The following is a 16,711-nucleotide window of genomic DNA, read 5'->3' on the forward strand; positions in this document are numbered from 1 at the left end:
TTGACCAAACCGCAGCCCGATAGCTGCGGTTTTCTTATACCGCGCCCCTAAGCGTGGGGCTTTCTGGATAACGCGTTGGCATATGGAGCGCAGAGCATGATCGACTCGCATCGTTGGATATGGATAGTCGCAGCGTTGCTGCTGGGTGGCCTGTTGTACTTGCTCGCCCCGATTCTCTCGCCATTCTTGATTGGTGTGCTGTTGGCCTATATGGGCGACCCGCTGGTTGATCGCTTGGAGCGTTGGAAGTTCTCGCGGACCTGGGGCGTAGTGGTGGTCTTCGCGTTGATCACCCTAGTCATGGCCATTCTGTTGCTGGTCCTGGTGCCGTTGTTGGGTAAGCAGCTGGTGCGCCTGTATGAGCTGGTGCCAGAAATACTCGACTGGATGCAGCACCAGGCGTTGCCATGGGTTCAGCTAAAACTGGGGCTGAGTGAAGGGTTCTGGCGTTTTGATCAGTTGAAGGAAGCGATGTCCGGGCAGCTGGGTAAAACCACCGATATCGTCGGCATACTGTTGTCCACGGCCACGGCTTCTGGGCTGGCATTGATGGCCTGGTTGGCCAATATGCTGCTGATTCCGGTGGTGAGCTTCTACCTGATGCGCGATTGGGACCTGATGGTCGCCAAGCTGCGCAGCCTGTTGCCGCGTGGCCGTGAAGGTTTGATTGTGCAGCTCTTCTCGGAGTGCCACGAAGTGCTGGGGGCGTTCTTGCGCGGCCAGTTGCTGGTGATGCTGGCGCTGGGTGTGATGTACGCCACCGGGCTGATGCTGATTGGCTTGGAGCTTGGCTTGCTAATCGGTGTGTTGGCTGGCTTGGCCAGCATCGTGCCGTACCTGGGGGTAGTCGTGGGGATTGGCGCGGCAATGACGGCGGGGCTGTTCCAGTTCGGCGTGGATTTCTACCCGTTGCTGGGCATCGCCACGGTATTTATCGTCGGGCAAATGCTCGAAGGCATGCTGCTGACCCCCATGCTGGTGGGTGATCGCATCGGCCTGCACCCGGTGGCGGTGATCTTCGCGATCATGGCGGGTGGTCAATTGTTCGGCTTCACTGGCGTCCTTCTGGCGCTGCCGGTCGCTGCGGTGATTATGGTGTTAGTGCGTCATTTGCATGAGTTCTATAAACAGTCGAATACCTATGGCGCATCGCCGGAAAGTGACTGAGTTGTAAGGTTTACGATTCGATTGATTTGCGTGTGTTTAAACGCTCTAACCGGTTTAGGCGCAACGCATCATGCAAATAAGAAGGGGGCATAGCGCATGGCCATGCGCGGCGGAGAATGCCCCCCGTGCCACCTTGTAAGGTCAGGATATTGCCGCCGTTCATAATCAAGTGACGGGCAAGCGTTTGGCGCAGTAGGCGCGAAGCGAAAGGGAGAGGTAGGCATGAAGGCAGAGTGGGACGACGCCCCCGAGTGGATCAATAGCCGCCGCAAAAGAAGCGCAGCAGCGGTGCTGCTACCCGGCTTGCTTGGAACATGCATCACCCTTGGCGTCCTGTATTTCGCTAGCCAAGCGCTGTTAAAGGGCACCGTGCAGCAGATCATTGAGAAACGACAGCTGCCAAAGCCCGTTCCAGTGGCCGAAATAATACGAGCAGAACCCGCAGCCAATAAAGACTGGGACAGCCTCGTGAACGAGGCAGCAAGCCGGCATATAGAAGCTGAGCCGCCTAGGGCAACAGAACAACCCACCCCAAATGCCAAGCAGACGGTATTCAATGATTTAAATTACACACCGCAAGGTGCTGTAAATATCATCCAGGCGACCAGTACCTACCCCATTGAAAAGCCAGCGCCTAAAATCAATAAGCCAAAAGAAATCGTTGTGGTCGGCAAAGAGTCACGATTAAGAGACTTGTGCCCGCACAGAGAGGGCAGCATAGAACGCAGAAATTGCAGAATGAGAATGGACTTAAACGGTGGTCGGTAGCGCCAATATTTAGTGGTGACCGTCAGATAGTGAGCAAGCTTAAATAACTTGTTATGTGTTGCTCACTAGCCAAGCTGAAAGAAAAAGTACGCCACTGATCCCGAACGTGAGCACTGCCAACCCCTTGGGTATCTTTATTTTTCTTCTTGGCACCCCTCTGATGGTGCCATGAACAAAAACCAAAATGAAAAAGGATACGATGATCCAGGCGCCCAGAGAGATCAATATGTCAAATGGCTCAGCGTTCTCGATAAATATGGTCGTTCCCAACGCAGCGATGATCAGTGCAAAACCAATCATTACTATTATGTCAAAAGCAGAGTAGCGATTATTCATGTCGGTAACACGTAACGCCTGGCTTTGCTGAGGGGCGGAGCGTAGGTGCGTCCGAAAACAGCCGCTGGTTATTTGATGGTGGCTCAACCTGGGAGCCCCTCGAACTTTGGCACCTCTTCCAACTCCATATCCCAAACAGCTTTGCTGGATGAAAAGATATGCGCAGTTGGCAGCATGGTGAGTTCAGTATCTAAACACCCTGCAGGAACGACGAGCAAACCTGCGGTCTGGGTATTTGGCAATGCTGAACCACACAATTTACAAAAGCTTTTGTTATGACGAGTACCAGAGAGCGTAAAGGAAGTCACAGCATCTGCACCCGACCGCCAGACCAATTTAGCTGAACGCGAGAATAGATTTGCAGCATGAGCCGAACCTGTATCTTTTTGGCAATGCTGACAATGGCACAGGTAAAAGCTGTCGAAATCTCCTTTTACCTTAAAGCTCACGGTGCCGCACAGACAAGAACCGAAATGATCAGTCATCAGAACTCCCTCTATGGTCTGTGGGTGAAAATACATAACGTTTGGTTAAGGGGCGGGCTTTAACCTGTCCCAGTGAGCGCGTGGCTAGGTTTCAACTCCATCGTTATGGTGGTTTTGACGAGCCCTTTTTAATTTAACGCTGACTAGCATTGCGACGGTTGCAATCATTACTGAGGCTAGTATGGTAATTGTTGGTAATGCAATACCTATTAGGTCTTTAAAAGGTGAGGAAATTGCTGGTTTATTAATTACGGTTGTTAGTGCTACTACCATGGTTCCCATTGCTGCCGTAATTCCTAAGACCGTACTGATTCGCTCATTTTGTTTTTTGCGGAATTCAGACTCGATAGATAAGCGTTCAACTGTTACTGCGGCAGGCAGAGCTTCAAATTTTTCAGTGTTTACGAGATGCGCTAGTGTTTCGCAATAATTCTTCTTTGTTTCAGCGGAAATAAAGCTGGAATCCATGATCTCTTTGATAAGCTCTTCAGCTATTTGTTTAGCTTGATAAGTGTCGGCGCGTTCTACTTTGTATTTTCTGGCGGTGGCGTTAATAAGCGAGGAGAGTACCTCGTTGTCTGGGATATGCCCTTCGGATATGCCCTTCGGATATGCCCGGCCTAAGCGCATATACAACTTCTCGATTTACAGTTAAGATTTTTTGAGCGTATTCTTTATTGTCTTTCTTAGAGAAAAGATAACGAGTTATAAGAGTTACGATTAGGCCGCTAAGTATTCCTCCGCCTACCCCTACAACCCACGAATTATTGAATATTTCCACAATATTTCCTTGAGACCTAACGATTAAGCTAAGGGGCTGGCTTTAGCTAGTCCCAGTGAGCGAAGCGAACGGTTTGAGCGCCTTGCTGGGCGGCACTTAATTGCAGATGTTTTGCCACTGGCCATTTACCTGCATGTATTGGCACTTAGTAGTTCCAAGTGGCGGCAGATCTACTGAAGGCAGTGGTTTTAGCTCAGTAGATGGTAGTGGTGTTAGTGGCGCAATTTCTACAGATGGTAAATCAAAACTGTTGTCACATATATCTTGAACTTGGCAGTTCATTCCATGGTTGTCACAAACTTGAGCTTTCCTGCATACGGCTTCTGATAAATTTGGAGTTGTTGCCAGAAAAGCGACTGCAAACAGGATGCTGATTTTGGCATTCATAAATTTCTCCGCTGTGATGCCCAACTATAAATTAGACGACATTGATGTCGCATAACCCACCTTAAGGTGTCTGATAACGTTCCTTGTCACTCACTAAGTCTTTGAGCGCCATGCGGTCGCGAATAGCGACAGAGAAACCGGCGGGGTGAAAAGCGACATGAGGCAAGCCCGAGTGCCGTACTGCAGCACGATGAAGGCTAGAAACTACTGATAGGGCGCGCGCCTGTCTAGCCAGCTGTCGGAAATCGTCAAAGCCTGGCGGTTCGGGGCTGGCAGCATCCAGTAACGACTCGCGTTATCCATCAATGACTTAGCGAGCAGAAGGCTATAAACTTTCGGCTCTTTACGGTGAGCCAGCCTGCGGTTCCGACGAGCCGCCCAACCCAGCATGACACCCATACAACTGCCTTTAGGTGTGCGTCTGCGTGATGACGCCACTTTCGCCAACTACTACCCCGGAGCCAACGCTGCGGCGCTTGGCTATGTCGAGCGTCTGTGCGAGGCCGATGCGGGCTGGACGGAAAGCCTGATCTATCTGTGGGGCGCTCAAGGTGTTGGCTGCAGCCATTTGTTGCAGGCCGCTTGTTTGCGCTTTGAGCAGCGCGGCGAGCCGGCGGTTTACTTGCCGCTGGCGGAGTTAGTCAGTTACGGCCCGGCGCTGTTGGATAATCTGGAGCGCTACGAGCTGGTCTGCCTGGATAATCTGGATGCGGTGGTCGGTGACAGCGAGTGGGAAGAGGCGCTGTTTCACCTGTTTAACCGTTTGCGTGACAGTGGCCGGCGCTTGTTGCTGGCTGCCAACGCTTCGCCGCGTGAATTACCGGTCAAGCTGGCTGACTTGCAATCGCGCCTGACCCTGGCGCTGGTGTTTCAGTTGCGCTCACTGTCTGATGAAGACAAGTTGCGTGCTTTGCAGCTGCGCGCCTCGCGCCGCGGCTTGCACCTGAGTGATGAGGTTGGGCGCTTTATCCTGACGCGTGGCGAGCGCAGCATGAACGCCTTGTTCGACTTGCTGGAGCGGCTGGATCAGGCATCGCTTCAGGCGCAGCGCAAGCTGACGATTCCCTTCCTTAAAGAAACTCTAGGCTGGTAAGCCTGATTGAGCGTCGGGTCACGCTCAATCAGCACCGTTAAGGCTTAGTTTTCCCCAGCCAACTTGCGCTCGTACTGAAAACGCCAGCGGGTGAACATCAGTGCGGCGCAGAACAGGCTAAAGCTCAGCCCGGTTAGCAGCCAACCGTATAGCGCCTTGCTCGGGTCGAAGGCGGCGAGTACGCCCTGGATAAAGTACAGGTTCACCACAAAGCAGGCCCAGGCATGGGCGCGGGCGTTGCCGAGGATTATGCCGGGGGCCAGCAGCAGCAGTGGCACGAGCTGAGCCCCCAGAATCACCCAGAGCAGTTTGCCGGGGATGTTGGCGAACCACAGGTTCCACACCACCAGTAACGTGCCGAGGCCAAAAAAACTCAGCAAGCTGGCGGCGCGGCTGATGTTCAGGCGCGGCTGGAGCCATTCCAGTGAGGGCAGCGGTTTTGCGGTTTTAGCCACGGGTGCTCTCCAGTTTTGCCGCGGTTTGCGCCAGGCGTTGGCCGAGTGCGCGGCACAGGGCGGTTTCATGTTCATCGAGGGCGCGCTTACCGTCAGCTCCGGCGTGATGGCTGGCTCCATAAGGCGTGCCGCCGCCACGGGTTTCCAGAAGCGCGGCTTCGCTGTAGGGCAGGCCGGTGATCAGCATGCCGTGGTGCAGCAGCGGCAGCAGCATCGACAGCAGGGTGGTTTCTTGGCCGCCATGCAGGCTGGCGGTGGAGGTGAACACGCCAGCGGGTTTGTCGACCAGGGCTCCGGTCAGCCACAGACCGCTGGTGCCGTCGAGGAAGTACTTGAGCGGCGCGGCCATATTGCCAAAGCGGGTTGGGCTGCCGAGCGCGAGGCCGGCGCAGTTCTTCAGGTCATCCAGGCTGGCGTACAGCGCGCCTTCTGCCGGGATGTCTGCGGCGACGGCTTCGCACTCGGTTGATACCGCCGGCACGGTGCGCAGGCGTGCTTGCAAGCCGCCCATCTCCACGCCGCGAGCAATTTGCCGGGCCATTTCGGCGGTTGCGCCGTGGCGGCTGTAATACAACACCAGAATGTAAGGGGCGCTCACGGCAGAATCTCCAGGATATTTTCCGGTGGACGGCCGATAACGGCTTTTTCACCCACTACCAAAATAGGGCGTTCAATCAGCTTTGGCTGAGCGGCCATGGCCTCAATCAACTGGGCGTCCGTCAGGTTCGGGTCGCTCAGGCCGAGGTTCTTGTATTCATCTTCGCCGCTGCGCAGCAGTTGTCGCGCAGGGATGCCGAGCTTGGCCAGGAGGTCCTGCAGTTGTGCGGCGCTCAGGGGCGTTTCCAGGTAGCGCACGATGGCTGGGGTGAGCCCGCGCTCTTCCAGCAGTTGCAATGCGCTGCGTGATTTTGAGCAGCGCGGATTATGGTAGAGCGTCATTGCAGCCATGTTCGGGTCGCCTGTTACCGTTGATGGCGGCTATTCTAACCGCTAACGGTATCCGCGCCTGTAGCAGGTTGCGCGGTCAAATAGCTAAGGAGAAGGCATGCTGCAGCGGATTACTGAGGTCTGGGACTTTTGGCGTTTTTTGCTGCAGCGGTTTATTGCTGATCAGGGGACAAACAGTGCCGCGGCGCTGACCTACACCACGCTGTTTGCGGTGGTGCCGATGATGACGGTGACCTTCTCCATGCTCTCGGCCATTCCCGCGTTTCAGGGCACTGGCGAGCAGATCCAGAGTTTTATCTTCCGCAATTTCGTGCCTTCTGCGGGTGAAACCCTGCAGCAATATCTACGCGAATTTACGACCCAGGCGCGCCAGCTGACGTGGGTGGGTGTGGCGGTGTTGGCCGCCACTGCGTTCTGGATGTTGGTGACCATCGAGAAGACCTTTAACACCATCTGGCGTGTACGCCAGCCGCGCCGTGGTGTGTCGAGTTTCCTGCTGTACTGGGCCATTCTCAGCCTGGGGCCATTGCTGCTCGGGGGCGGCTTTGCCATCAGTACCTACTTCACCTCGCTGTCGCTGATTTCCGGGCCTGACGCCTTGTTGGGTGTGCAGGCGTTGCTGAAGTTCATGCCATTGGTGTTTAGCGTGGCCGCGTTCACCTTGCTGTATGCCACGGTGCCGAATGCACAGGTGCCGATGCGCCATGCGCTGTTGGGTGGGTTGTTTGCGGCGATCCTGTTTGAAGTGGCGAAGATGCTGTTCGGCTTGTATGTGCGGTTGTTCCCCGGCTATCAGCTGATCTACGGCGCGTTTGCCACGGTGCCGCTGTTTCTCTTATGGATCTACCTGTCCTGGTTGATTGTTCTGTTTGGCGCTGAGCTGGTCTGCAATCTGGGCTTTTCCCAACAATGGCGTAAGCGCGCGGTGCCACGCTTGTTAATGGCGCTTGGTGTATTGCGCGTGTTCTATGAGCGTCAGCAGTTGGGTTTAAAGGTGCGTTTGCGGGATGTGCAGCGTCAAGGTTGGCTGCTGGCAGAGCATGAGTGGGAAGAGATTCTGGTTTTCCTTGAGCAGCAGAAGCTGATCGCGCCGACCGGCTCGGGTACCTGGGTGTTAAGCCGTGACCTTGGCCATTACTCCTTGCAGCAACTGCTCAGCCACAGTCCTTGGCCGTTGCCGAGGGCGGAGAACTTACCCGAGCAGCTTGATGAGGCGTGGTATCCGGCGTTGCGCGCAGGGCTGGAGAAGTTACAGGATGAGCAGGCGGCACTCTTTGCTGAAGACCTTGCGCAATGGTTGCAGCCCCAGGCTCAGCCGTCGAAGTGACGTAAAACGTCAGTTTACGGCGCTGCGCTGGCGGCACACCCGGCGACTGGCGACCATGGAGGTCGCCAAACGTGGTTATAGGGAAGCTGGCACGTTTCTGGCTATCTGCCATGTGGATAGCAATCGGTGCCAGCAGGGCAGGGATTGGCAGAGTGTGAGACGTTATGACAGCCAGCAAAGGCAAAGTGATTCATCTGCATCAGCGTGATCCTCAAGAGGCCCTTGAGCGCCTCAACCGTATTACCGGCTTGCGCTTTAGCCGCTGGCCGCAGTCGCTGGTTGATACCTCAACAGCCGCGGATCAAACCTCAGCAACAGCTGTGCAGCCCGCCCCAGCCGTAGAGTGCGGAGCTGCTGAAAGGCTGTCGCGCTAAACGCAAAACCCCGCGTCAGTGCGCGGGGTTTCTATTGTTGGGCAAGGCTAGTGTGCCAGTGCGTGGCGGCTATCAGCCTGCGACAACTCAACTGCTTGAACGAAGAGTTCTTCGACGACCAAGCTGGTCGCGGGAACAGCAGAGCGCAGGCGTACCTGCATCTCTTCAATTTTCAGCTTGACCGGCAACCGGGTAATGCTGGAAAGCAGAATCTTGCTGTGCTGATTGACCTTGCCGTGATCGACCATCACTTCACGGCGGGCCGTGCCGTCGCGGTAGCTGATTAGCAAGGACACGGGTAGGTTTGCCAGCCCTGGCAGGTGTAGCCAAGCCGCTACGTTGAACTCTGCGACGCGCCCTTCGTAAGGGGTGACCTGTAAGCGGGCGAGATTGACGATGTCAGATGGCACGGGGCCGACCAACTTATCGAGGGCTTGGGTCATGGTTGTTTCCAGGCTAATAACAGATCGCATCATGCGTGAGTGCGAAGGATTATAAGCTCGGCTTTCTGGCGCAGACTGTGCGCTCGGCCGATGTTCGGCGTGACCTTTCTCGCAGTTTTAGCGTGTGGGCAATAGCGTCAGGCCAGCTGCATCGGATAGCGAGTGACGGATGCCGTGACCAAATTGGCGGCCGGCAGCTGAAGGATGGCTTGGTTATGCGCGTTGACTAACTGCAGCCAGATACTTTCCCCTGCAACGAACTGCCCATCGGGCAGCCATAAACCATGATGCCAGCCGTTACCCGGTGCCGGGGTGCTTTGGAGTACGCCCGGATGAGTTTGTGCGCTGGGTGCGCGACGCAGCCAGACTGGGCGCGGCAAACCTTTGAGGTAACGCAGGCCCAGGTGCAGGGCTTCACTATTAAGGTGGCGCCAGCGCACCAGGGCCAGGGTCGGTGTATCGCTGCCGGTGAGCAGCAACACCAACTGACCAATCGACAGCTGCGCTGCCTGGTCGGCATTGCACAGCAAGCGTGCGCCGCCTGGGCTGGCATCCTGCATCAGCGCGCTGGTGCGCAGCGGGCGTTGCTCCAGCAGTTGGGCATGAATAGCGCTAAGCCCCACGACCAGGCTGCATTCGCTGCGTTGATCGGCGCGGATATGGCGGCGCTGTTGGCGAACCAGCCAATGTTGCTGCACACGCTCCAGCACTTGGCGTTCGGCAGGGCTTTGCAAGGGCGCAGGATCATGCAGGGCGACCAACAAGGCGCCTAGCTCGAAACGGCGTAAATAATCAGTGCTGCCTTTCGAGGTCTGGGCGTAGCTCAGGCAGGGTTGGGGTTCGGTCAAATCAATCGTGGGTCCTTCGGCTTCATCGTCTTCATCCCAGGGCAGCAACCGCGCCAGCCCGGCCAGCGGTGAGAGCGCTCCAAATAGCAGTGCGCATTCACCTTCAGCCAGGTGGAATGGGTTGCTCAGGGCCAGCAAGAGCATTTGCTGGTAGAGGCCGCGCAGGGTACTCGCTGGTTGCGGAGTAAAGGCGGCCGCCACCGGCTCGTCCAGGCAGCCCTGATGCTCGCCAATCCAATACAGTAAGTGACTGTCCCGCCACAGGCTGGGCGAGGGCTCCTGGTACAACTGATAGTGGCGCAGCAAGCTCTGCGCGAGAAAGTGCTGCGCCATGTACAAACACCAAGCCAGGTGGGGGCGTGATGGCTGACGGCCCTGCAGGATTTGCAGGAGCAGGCGTTTGAAGCCTATGGCCAGCTCATTGCACAGGCGCACAAACATTGCAGTCGGTGGATGCTCGCCTTGGTAAACCTTGCAGTAGTGCCGGTACTGGTCGCTGAAGCTTTGCAGGGCGCGTTGCCTTTCGAGTAAGGTCATGGCACTGCGGTTTAGCCTGAAGAGCAGGCTGAGCACTTGCTGCAAGGCTGGGTCCACTGGCTGCAGGCGTGCCTGTGCCAGTTGCTCGTTGAGGTCGGCAAGTGAGCCGACGTCTGTCTCGAGGATGTCTGGCACTTCCAGGCGCAAGGCATCTAATGTCATATCAACCTTATGGAATCAGGGAGCGAATGCATGGTAATGCGTTTCCAGGCGGTCATTCGTGCTGTTGCGGGCATAGGTTTAGGGCTGATGCTGGCCGGTTGCGCTGAAGATGTAGGCGTCGATCAATATGGACGAAAGGTAGCGGCTGAGCGACTGGAAGGCCAGTGGTTAGTGATTAATTACTGGGCGCAGTGGTGCGCGCCGTGTCGCACTGAGATTCCCGAACTCAACGCCTTGGAGAAGCAGCTCAAAGCGCAATCCGTGCAGGTGCTTGGGGTGAATTTTGACGCGCTGCAGGGCGATAAGCTCAGCCAGGCGGCGCAAGACATGGGGATCGCCTTCACGGTACTTGCGCAGGATCCAGCCGAGCGTTATCAGTTGCCGCGCGCCGAGGTGCTGCCGGTGACCTATATCGTTGATCCGCAGGGCCTTATGCGTGAGCGTCTGGTCGGTGAGCAAACCGCAGCGGGCCTCAGCGCCCGTCTGGCGGCACTCAAGGCGGAGGGTTAGAGCCATGGCGCGTGTGTGTAGGCATGGCTATGTCAGCGGTCGTGTTCAAGGGGTGTACTTCCGTCAGGCGACTGCGGCGCAGGCTGAGCGTCTTGACCTCGATGGTTGGGTGCGCAACCTGGCAGATGGGCGTGTTGAGGTGCTGTTCGAGGGCGAAGAAGCGGCGGTGAATGAACTGACAAGCTGGTTACAGCAGGGGCCTGAGGCTGCCGAAGTGACCGCGCTGGAGTTGCAAGAACAGGCGCTGCAGGGCGTCGCCGGCTTTATCGTACGGCGTTGAAGACTGTTGCCGATCGGTGGTGCTGAAACAGGCCTGCAGTTGGCGAGGTCGTCCTACCGGTGCTTTGCGTCGATTCAGGGTTTGACGTACCAGAAGTCGTGCCAGAAACCGACCACCTTGGCCGAATAGGTGTGTTTGCCCAGGCTGCCGTTGTAGCGGGCGAGGGCGCGGTTGAGGTCGCCGTTTTCCTTGCGCAAATAGAAGCTCAAGATGGTGCAGCCGTAACGCAGGTTGGTGGCGTTGTCAGTGAGGTTGTCCTGTGGGCGGCCCAGTTCGCCTTTCCAGAAGGGCATCACCTGCATCATGCCCTGGGCACCGACCGAGGAAATAGCAAAGCGATCAAAGTGGCTTTCGGCGTGAATCAGCGCAATCACCAAGTCCGGGCGCAAGCCTGCTTTGCTGGCCTCGCGATGCACCAGCCTGAGCAGGCTTAGGCGTTCCTCGGCATTCGGAATATAACGGCGCAGGCGTGTGGACATGTCCAGCAGCCACACCTCGGCATCGAAGCGATCCTGAAAGCTATCCGCCTGGGCCACGGTCTGTTGCAACAATATGCGCAACTCGGGCTCAGGCGCCTGGCGTACGTCGGCCAGCCCGGCACTGCAGAGCATTAGGCCGAGAAGGGCGCAGATCAGGCGCTGCTGCATGTGCCTGTTAGTCGTTGCCTGGATCAGCGACCAAACGGCCGGCGTCTTTGGTCAGGGACAAGAGGAAGATCTTCTGCAGCTCCGGATCGTTGCGCGTCAGTTCAATCAGGCTCTGCTCCAGCTCGCTGGCTTCTTCTTCGAGGCCTAGCTCTGACAGGCGCTTAACCCGATGCACCCATTGGGCAACGTCATCGCCTTCGAGGTCGCTATAAATCAGCTCATGAGCTTCTTGCAGCTTGCCGCGCAAGGTGCGGCTGACTAGCAGTGAAGCATCGGCACGCGCCGAGCCTTGATCATCCTCAACCGTCAGCAGCAGGGTGCTGATGCGGGTGACATCCTGCTCGGCAAATGGGCTGTCGAGCAGGTTCAGGCGCAGGATGCCGTTACGGTCGGTCAGCAGTTCGTGGCTCTGCTCGTCTGCTTTAACCACTACCGGGCGCTCGGCCCATGGCAGGCTGGAATACTCCATGCGCGCGTCTTGGCGGTGCTCTTCAAGGCTGGCCAGGCTCTGCTGCGAGCGGCCATTGGACTCGACGTTGATCGCCGGGTTTAGTCCGGCAAAGCCGTAACTGATCCAGTCCTTGGTGACGCTATCAGGCAGGCTGCCGAGCAGTGCCACGTTCAATACGTTGGCTCCAACGCCGCCGACCACAGCCAGTGCGCCGAGAGGTATCTCATACAGCTCGCGCCAGGGCTGGTAAGGGGTGTAGCGGTCATAGCGGCGAGTTACGTTGAAGGCCGTAACCTCAAATGTCTTTTGTTCGTGCACGCGCACGCGGCGCTGCGGCAGTTCCAGTACGCGTGGCTCGCCCACATCGATCTGCAGGCTGTGGTCGAGTAATTTGCGCTCGATGCGCTCCTCGTGCTCGCTACGCTGCGGTAACTGGTTGGCGCAACCACTGAGAAGCAAGCTGCCACCCAGAAGGGTGGCAGTAAAGCTGAGGGCGTTTCGCTTGAACATGACGGCTCTTGCTAAAGGGGCTGAAATCAGTGGCTGATACGGGCCTGGATAACACTCAGGATGTCGGCTACAGGCACAGCCTGGGCTTCGGTTTCCTTGCGGCTCTTATATTCCAGGTTACCTTCGGCCAGGCCACGGTCGCTGACGACGATGCGGTGTGGGATGCCGATCAGTTCCATATCGGCAAATTTAATGCCTGGGCTGGTCTTTTTGTCACGGTCATCCAGCAAGACTTCGAAGCCTGCCGCGGTCAACTCGGCGTACAGCTTGTCGGTCGCTTCACGCACGGCCTCAGTCTCATAGCGCAGCGGTACTAGGGCTATTTGGAAGGGGGCTAGGGCGTCGTTCCAGAGAATGCCGCGCTCATCATTGTTCTGCTCGATGGCTGCCGCAACAACGCGGGAAACACCAATGCCGTAACAGCCCATGGTCAGAGTGACTGGCTTACCGTTCTCGCCAAGGACCTGGCAGTTCAGTGCTTCACTGTATTTAGTGCCGAGCTGGAAGATATGCCCAACTTCGATGCCGCGCTTGATTTCCAGGGTGCCTTGGCCGTCGGGGCTTGGGTCGCCGGCCAGGACATTGCGCAGGTCGGCAACTTCCGGCAGCGGCAGATCGCGCTCCCAGTTGACGCCGAAATAGTGCTTGTCGTCGATGTTGGCACCTGAAGCGAAATCACTCATCAAGGCAGCCGAGCGGTCGATGACGCAAGGGATTGGCAGGTTGATCGGCCCCAGCGAGCCAGGACCTGCGCCGATGGCGGCGCGAATTTCGGCTTCGCTGGCCATTTCCAACGGGCTGGCAACCAGCTCCAGGTTCGCAGCCTTGATCTCATTGAGTTCATGGTCGCCGCGTATGATCAATGCGACCAGCGTGCCTTTTTTAGCACCGTGCACGATAAGGGTTTTGATGGTTTTCTCGATCGCAATACCGAACCCCTGAACCAGCGCATCAATGGTCTTAGTGTCTGGGGTGTCAACTAGGCGCATGGCTTCGCAAGCGTCAGCGCGCGCGGTTTCACGAGGCAATGCTTCGGCTTTTTCGATATTGGCGGCGTAGTCGGAGGCGTTGCTGAAGGCGATATCGTCTTCACCCGACTCGGCCAGCACATGGAACTCATGGGAGCCGGTGCCGCCGATGGAGCCCGTATCCGCCTGTACAGGGCGGAAGTTCAGGCCCAGACGCGTAAATACGTTGCAGTAGGCCTGGTGCATGCGGTCATAGGTTTGTTGCAGCGAAGCCTGATCGACGTGGAACGAGTAAGCATCCTTCATGATGAACTCGCGGCCGCGCATTACACCGAAGCGCGGACGCGTTTCGTCGCGGAACTTGGTTTGGATCTGGTACAGGTTGATCGGCAGCTGCTTGTAGCTATTCAGCTCGTTGCGTGCCAAGTCGGTGATCACTTCTTCGTGGGTCGGGCCGGCACAAAATTCGCGACCATGGCGGTCCTTCATGCGCAGCAGTTCAGGGCCGTACTGCTCCCAGCGGCCTGACTCTTGCCACAGCTCGGCGGGCTGGATGCCAGGCATCAGCACTTCCAGTGCGCCAGCGGCATTCATTTCCTCGCGAACAACTTTCTCAACCTTGCGCAACACACGCAGGCCCATGGGCAGCCAGGTGTAGAGGCCAGAAGCCAATTTGCGGATCATGCCGGCACGCAGCATCAACTGATGGCTGATCACCACGGCATCGGAAGGGGTTTCTTTAAGGGTCGAGAGCAGGAACTGGCTAGTACGCATATTTGGCTGTTCTGTCGTTTGCAAGAGGATTTCAATGGCCGGCATTGTACGGTGCCTGTACAGATGCGTACAGGCGGCTGGCGTGTGCGGATAAAAAGGAGATGAGTGTGTCGATATTGACGGCAGAGCAGGTGCAGGCGCTGATTCGCGCAGGGTTGCCAATGGCAGAAGACATTAACCTGTGCATCGATCGACTGGATGCTAAGGGCGCGCTGGCGCGCGTGCCGTTCCACAGCAAGTTGGTGCGGCCCGGCGGCACGCTGTCTGGTCCAACTATCATGGCGCTCGCCGATGCAGCAATGTATGCCGTGGTGCTCGGCAGCCTCGGGCGTGTGGAAATGGCCGTGACGTCGAATTTAAATATTAACTTTTTGGTTAAGCCAAAGCCGGTGGATCTATTAGCTGAGGCACGCATATTGCGCTTGAGTCGTAGACAGGCTGTGTGCGAAGTGTCGGTCTATTCACAGGGTAATGAAGAAGAGTTGGTGGCGCATGTGACAGGAACTTACGCCTTGCCGCTTTAAGTTTATTTAGGCAATAAAAAAGCCCGACCTGAGTCGGGCTTTCTTTGCAGGCTAAACAGTCTGAATTACAGAATGCTCAGTGGGTACTCAACGATCAGGCGAACATCTTCTAGGTCGTTGTCGGAGCCGAAGGCTTGGTCACTGCGAACAGTGGCCTGACGAACGCGTAGTGAAAGATCCTTAGCTACGCCTTCTTGAACGACATATTTGGCTTCAAGGTTACGTTCCCAGCGGCTTACGCCAGTCTCGCCGCCAACTTTGGCGTCGTCACCTGAGATGTAGCGAGCCATGAAGCTGAGACCCGGCACACCAAAAGTAGACATGTCGATATCGTAACGGGCTTGCCAAGAAGTTTCGTCTTCAGCATTGAAGTCGCGCACTTGAACAGAGTTGGCAAGCCAGATGGTGCCACCACCGTCAGCGCCGTATTCGTACCCTTTATCACCACTAGAGCGTTGATGCGCAAGGGTGAAAGTGTGAGCGCCCATGGAGTAAGCAGCTGCAAGGCTCCAGATAGTATTATCTAGGCTGCTTCCGTAGGCTTTTTTGTCGTAATCAGTTTTGTAGATGTTGAAGTCAAAGTTCAGCGACTGCTCATCGGCAAGGCCAAGATTGTAATTAATGTTTGCATACTTTTTCTTGAAAGTGTCTTCAAGGTCGGATGCATAGACGGCAGCGCTTAAATCGTCCGTGAAGCTGTAGCTAGCGCCATAAACGTTGATGGACTTCATTTCACCGCTATCGCGGTCGGTCTGCCATTGCTGGTTCAGAGAAGTGAAGCGGCCAGCGTTAATTTCCAGGCCTTCAATTTCATTTATAGTCAGCAATGTACCGGTAGTTGCTTCGGGTAGAAGGCGGCTGTCGTCTGTGCTGAACACCGGAAGAGCTGTGAACTGGTTGCCGTACTTCAATACAGTGTTAGATACACGAACCTTTACTGCGCCGCCGGCTTCAGAAAAATCATCTTGGGAGCGGCCATCGCTGCCTTGCGGCATCTCGAGAATCCCAGCTCGGCCTTTACCACTATCAAGCTTAAGGCCCAGTAAGCCATAGGCATCAACACCAAAACCAACAGTACCTTGAGTGAATCCAGATTCGAATGTGGAAATGAAGCCCTGGCCCCATTCTTCTGTATAACCTTTAGGGTTGTCGGATGAGTTGCTGTAGTTGGTTGCATCGCCGCCGCGATGGAAATCACGGTTGATGTACAGGTTGCGGCTTAGAATGTTTAGGCTGCTGTCTTCAACAAAACCCTTGGACTCGGACTGGCTGGACGCCATTGCCATTTGGGTGGTGCCCGCTGCTACTGCGAGGGCGATTACGCTCCACTTCATCACTTGCATCGTGATTGCTCCTTTGGTTTATAAAAGTTGCGCCGCCCTGCTGGTTGTTGTATGGCGGCTCTTTTCTTTTTGTGTCGGCGATAACTTATAGCACGCTGCCTATGTTGGCGATAGTTGCAATCTATCCATTGCGTTTTCTTCAAAGCTGTGTCGCAAAGCCTATGACGCATGTCGCATTTCTGTAGGTGCTGCAGGTGTGCTGTAAGTCATTACTGACGGTTTTTTTGTGCTTGCCTGCTGATTATTTTCTGCAGACGAGCGGCGCGATACGATTCGTCAGGGATTGCTAAGCAATAGTCGTGCACAAAATGCCAAAGGCCTGTTTTTAGTCGTTAGGCGACTTGCAGGTGCGGATTCCACGCCATTCGGACACTCAGCCCACGCTGATCCGGACACCTGTTCCACGATCATTCGGACAGGCAGTCGGAGCGCAGCGACGCAGGGGTGGCATTGTTAGTCTGAGGTGCCCGGCGTCGTCAATTTCTGCGTCCGTTTGCGCATTGATTCACCCTTCAGATTGATCCGATAAGCGTTGTGCACCAGGCGGTCGAGGATGGCGTCGGCCAGGGTCGGGTCGCCGATCAGCTCGTGCC

The 16,711-nt window shown here is 56.3% G+C and carries 22 protein-coding genes; 8 read left to right on the forward strand and 14 right to left on the reverse strand.

The window, feature by feature from the left end; all coding sequences use genetic code 11:
* Positions 1–96: 96 nt before the first annotated feature.
* A complete protein-coding gene (locus SOP97_RS15500; protein ID WP_322950030.1) occupies positions 97–1,167 on the forward strand; it encodes an AI-2E family transporter in 1,071 nt (356 codons plus the stop codon).
* A gap of 222 nt (positions 1,168–1,389) precedes the next feature.
* The gene (locus SOP97_RS15505) at positions 1,390–1,935 is read left to right on the forward strand and encodes a hypothetical protein (RefSeq protein ID WP_322950031.1); all 546 of its coding nucleotides are present in this window, start codon (positions 1,390–1,392) and stop codon (positions 1,933–1,935) included.
* Positions 1,936–1,986: 51 nt separating this feature from the next.
* On the opposite strand, the gene SOP97_RS15510 is transcribed toward SOP97_RS15505, so the two are convergent.
* The 4 genes from SOP97_RS15510 to SOP97_RS15525 form a co-directional block, all read right to left on the reverse strand.
* Positions 1,987–2,271, reverse strand: coding sequence for a hypothetical protein (locus SOP97_RS15510; protein WP_322950032.1), 285 nt, complete (start codon positions 2,269–2,271; stop codon positions 1,987–1,989).
* Positions 2,272–2,354: 83 nt separating this feature from the next.
* Positions 2,355–2,756 carry a GFA family protein gene (locus SOP97_RS15515; protein ID WP_322950033.1) on the reverse strand — a complete coding sequence of 134 codons (402 nt, stop codon included), beginning with the start codon at positions 2,754–2,756 and terminating at the stop codon, positions 2,355–2,357.
* Between the two features lie 84 nt (positions 2,757–2,840).
* Positions 2,841–3,386, reverse strand: coding sequence for a hypothetical protein (locus tag SOP97_RS15520; protein ID WP_322950034.1), 546 nt, complete (start codon positions 3,384–3,386; stop codon positions 2,841–2,843).
* Positions 3,387–3,633: 247 nt separating this feature from the next.
* Complete coding sequence (locus tag SOP97_RS15525; protein ID WP_322950035.1) at positions 3,634–3,924, reverse strand: hypothetical protein; 291 nt, start codon at positions 3,922–3,924, stop codon at positions 3,634–3,636.
* 388 nt (positions 3,925–4,312) lie between these two features.
* Here SOP97_RS15525 and hda point away from each other — a divergent pair, with 388 nt between their 5' ends.
* Positions 4,313–5,017: a DnaA regulatory inactivator Hda gene (gene hda / locus SOP97_RS15530; protein ID WP_322950036.1), complete on the forward strand. Its 705-nt coding sequence runs from the start codon at positions 4,313–4,315 to the stop codon at positions 5,015–5,017.
* A gap of 44 nt (positions 5,018–5,061) precedes the next feature.
* Here the strand turns inward: hda and SOP97_RS15535 are convergent, their stop codons facing one another.
* From SOP97_RS15535 to arsC, 3 genes are read right to left on the reverse strand one after another with little or no spacing between them, the layout of a single operon-like run.
* Positions 5,062–5,472, reverse strand: a complete 411-nt coding sequence (locus SOP97_RS15535) for a DUF2069 domain-containing protein (protein ID WP_322950037.1) — start codon at positions 5,470–5,472, stop codon at positions 5,062–5,064.
* Positions 5,465–6,070, reverse strand: coding sequence for an NAD(P)H:quinone oxidoreductase (wrbA, locus tag SOP97_RS15540; protein ID WP_274089337.1), 606 nt, complete (start codon positions 6,068–6,070; stop codon positions 5,465–5,467). Before wrbA ends, SOP97_RS15535 begins: the two co-directional genes overlap by 8 nt.
* Positions 6,067–6,420: an arsenate reductase (glutaredoxin) gene (gene arsC, locus SOP97_RS15545; protein ID WP_274089336.1), complete on the reverse strand. Its 354-nt coding sequence runs from the start codon at positions 6,418–6,420 to the stop codon at positions 6,067–6,069. The genes wrbA and arsC overlap by 4 nt, the downstream gene beginning before the upstream one ends.
* A gap of 97 nt (positions 6,421–6,517) precedes the next feature.
* Between arsC and SOP97_RS15550 the strand changes: the two genes are divergently transcribed.
* Both SOP97_RS15550 and SOP97_RS15555 read left to right on the forward strand, forming a co-directional pair.
* Positions 6,518–7,747: a virulence factor BrkB family protein gene (locus SOP97_RS15550; protein ID WP_322950038.1), complete on the forward strand. Its 1,230-nt coding sequence runs from the start codon at positions 6,518–6,520 to the stop codon at positions 7,745–7,747.
* A gap of 164 nt (positions 7,748–7,911) precedes the next feature.
* Positions 7,912–8,121, forward strand: coding sequence for a hypothetical protein (locus SOP97_RS15555; protein ID WP_322950039.1), 210 nt, complete (start codon positions 7,912–7,914; stop codon positions 8,119–8,121).
* A 47-nt stretch (positions 8,122–8,168) separates the two neighbouring features.
* Here the strand turns inward: SOP97_RS15555 and SOP97_RS15560 are convergent, their stop codons facing one another.
* Both SOP97_RS15560 and SOP97_RS15565 read right to left on the reverse strand, forming a co-directional pair.
* A complete protein-coding gene (locus tag SOP97_RS15560) occupies positions 8,169–8,564 on the reverse strand; it encodes a hypothetical protein (protein WP_322950040.1) in 396 nt (131 codons plus the stop codon).
* A 137-nt stretch (positions 8,565–8,701) separates the two neighbouring features.
* Complete coding sequence (locus SOP97_RS15565; RefSeq protein ID WP_322950041.1) at positions 8,702–10,111, reverse strand: PilZ domain-containing protein; 1,410 nt, start codon at positions 10,109–10,111, stop codon at positions 8,702–8,704.
* A gap of 30 nt (positions 10,112–10,141) precedes the next feature.
* On the opposite strand from SOP97_RS15565, the gene SOP97_RS15570 reads away from it, so the two are divergent.
* Positions 10,142–10,621 carry a TlpA disulfide reductase family protein gene (locus SOP97_RS15570; RefSeq protein ID WP_322950042.1) on the forward strand — a complete coding sequence of 160 codons (480 nt, stop codon included), beginning with the start codon at positions 10,142–10,144 and terminating at the stop codon, positions 10,619–10,621.
* 4 nt (positions 10,622–10,625) lie between these two features.
* A complete protein-coding gene (locus tag SOP97_RS15575; protein WP_322950043.1) occupies positions 10,626–10,901 on the forward strand; it encodes an acylphosphatase in 276 nt (91 codons plus the stop codon).
* A 74-nt stretch (positions 10,902–10,975) separates the two neighbouring features.
* On the opposite strand, the gene SOP97_RS15580 is transcribed toward SOP97_RS15575, so the two are convergent.
* The 3 genes from SOP97_RS15580 to SOP97_RS15590 are packed head-to-tail and all read right to left on the reverse strand — an operon-like array spanning position 10,976 to position 14,251.
* Positions 10,976–11,548, reverse strand: a complete 573-nt coding sequence (locus SOP97_RS15580; protein ID WP_322950044.1) for a transglycosylase SLT domain-containing protein — start codon at positions 11,546–11,548, stop codon at positions 10,976–10,978.
* Positions 11,549–11,555: 7 nt separating this feature from the next.
* Entirely contained in the window at positions 11,556–12,509 is a 954-nt protein-coding gene (locus SOP97_RS15585) for a hypothetical protein (protein WP_322950045.1), read from the reverse strand.
* A 26-nt stretch (positions 12,510–12,535) separates the two neighbouring features.
* Positions 12,536–14,251: a proline--tRNA ligase gene (locus SOP97_RS15590; RefSeq protein WP_322950046.1), complete on the reverse strand. Its 1,716-nt coding sequence runs from the start codon at positions 14,249–14,251 to the stop codon at positions 12,536–12,538.
* Between the two features lie 116 nt (positions 14,252–14,367).
* Between SOP97_RS15590 and SOP97_RS15595 the strand changes: the two genes are divergently transcribed.
* On the forward strand, positions 14,368–14,775 hold the full coding sequence (locus tag SOP97_RS15595; RefSeq protein ID WP_274089342.1) for a PaaI family thioesterase: 408 nt from the start codon (positions 14,368–14,370) through the stop codon (positions 14,773–14,775).
* Positions 14,776–14,840: 65 nt separating this feature from the next.
* Here SOP97_RS15595 and SOP97_RS15600 read toward each other — a convergent pair whose 3' ends face one another.
* Entirely contained in the window at positions 14,841–16,118 is a 1,278-nt protein-coding gene (locus tag SOP97_RS15600; RefSeq protein ID WP_322950047.1) for an OprD family porin, read from the reverse strand.
* Between the two features lie 453 nt (positions 16,119–16,571).
* Positions 16,572–16,711: ATP-binding protein (locus tag SOP97_RS15605; protein WP_322950051.1), on the reverse strand; the 140-nt coding region annotated here is incomplete at its 5' end.

Origin of the sequence: Pseudomonas spirodelae, assembly GCF_034653255.1 — a bacterium.
GTDB lineage: Bacteria > Pseudomonadota > Gammaproteobacteria > Pseudomonadales > Pseudomonadaceae > Aquipseudomonas > Aquipseudomonas spirodelae.

Excerpts from the sequence above, each read along its gene's own strand:
- SOP97_RS15500 (WP_322950030.1), top strand. The coding sequence starts at position 97 with ATGATCGACTCGCATCGTTGGATATGGATAGTCGCAGCGTTGCTGCTG.
- SOP97_RS15505 (WP_322950031.1), top strand. The coding sequence starts at position 1,390 with ATGAAGGCAGAGTGGGACGACGCCCCCGAGTGGATCAATAGCCGCCGC.
- SOP97_RS15510 (WP_322950032.1), bottom strand. The coding sequence starts at position 2,271 with ATGAATAATCGCTACTCTGCTTTTGACATAATAGTAATGATTGGTTTT.
- SOP97_RS15515 (WP_322950033.1), bottom strand. The coding sequence starts at position 2,756 with ATGACTGATCATTTCGGTTCTTGTCTGTGCGGCACCGTGAGCTTTAAG.
- SOP97_RS15520 (WP_322950034.1), bottom strand. The coding sequence starts at position 3,386 with ATGCGCTTAGGCCGGGCATATCCGAAGGGCATATCCGAAGGGCATATC.
- SOP97_RS15525 (WP_322950035.1), bottom strand. The coding sequence starts at position 3,924 with ATGAATGCCAAAATCAGCATCCTGTTTGCAGTCGCTTTTCTGGCAACA.
- hda (WP_322950036.1), top strand. The coding sequence starts at position 4,313 with ATGACACCCATACAACTGCCTTTAGGTGTGCGTCTGCGTGATGACGCC.
- arsC (WP_274089336.1), bottom strand. The coding sequence starts at position 6,420 with ATGGCTGCAATGACGCTCTACCATAATCCGCGCTGCTCAAAATCACGC.
- SOP97_RS15550 (WP_322950038.1), top strand. The coding sequence starts at position 6,518 with ATGCTGCAGCGGATTACTGAGGTCTGGGACTTTTGGCGTTTTTTGCTG.
- SOP97_RS15555 (WP_322950039.1), top strand. The coding sequence starts at position 7,912 with ATGACAGCCAGCAAAGGCAAAGTGATTCATCTGCATCAGCGTGATCCT.
- SOP97_RS15560 (WP_322950040.1), bottom strand. The coding sequence starts at position 8,564 with ATGACCCAAGCCCTCGATAAGTTGGTCGGCCCCGTGCCATCTGACATC.
- SOP97_RS15565 (WP_322950041.1), bottom strand. The coding sequence starts at position 10,111 with ATGACATTAGATGCCTTGCGCCTGGAAGTGCCAGACATCCTCGAGACA.
- SOP97_RS15570 (WP_322950042.1), top strand. The coding sequence starts at position 10,142 with ATGGTAATGCGTTTCCAGGCGGTCATTCGTGCTGTTGCGGGCATAGGT.
- SOP97_RS15575 (WP_322950043.1), top strand. The coding sequence starts at position 10,626 with ATGGCGCGTGTGTGTAGGCATGGCTATGTCAGCGGTCGTGTTCAAGGG.
- SOP97_RS15580 (WP_322950044.1), bottom strand. The coding sequence starts at position 11,548 with ATGCAGCAGCGCCTGATCTGCGCCCTTCTCGGCCTAATGCTCTGCAGT.
- SOP97_RS15585 (WP_322950045.1), bottom strand. The coding sequence starts at position 12,509 with ATGTTCAAGCGAAACGCCCTCAGCTTTACTGCCACCCTTCTGGGTGGC.
- SOP97_RS15590 (WP_322950046.1), bottom strand. The coding sequence starts at position 14,251 with ATGCGTACTAGCCAGTTCCTGCTCTCGACCCTTAAAGAAACCCCTTCC.
- SOP97_RS15600 (WP_322950047.1), bottom strand. The coding sequence starts at position 16,118 with ATGCAAGTGATGAAGTGGAGCGTAATCGCCCTCGCAGTAGCAGCGGGC.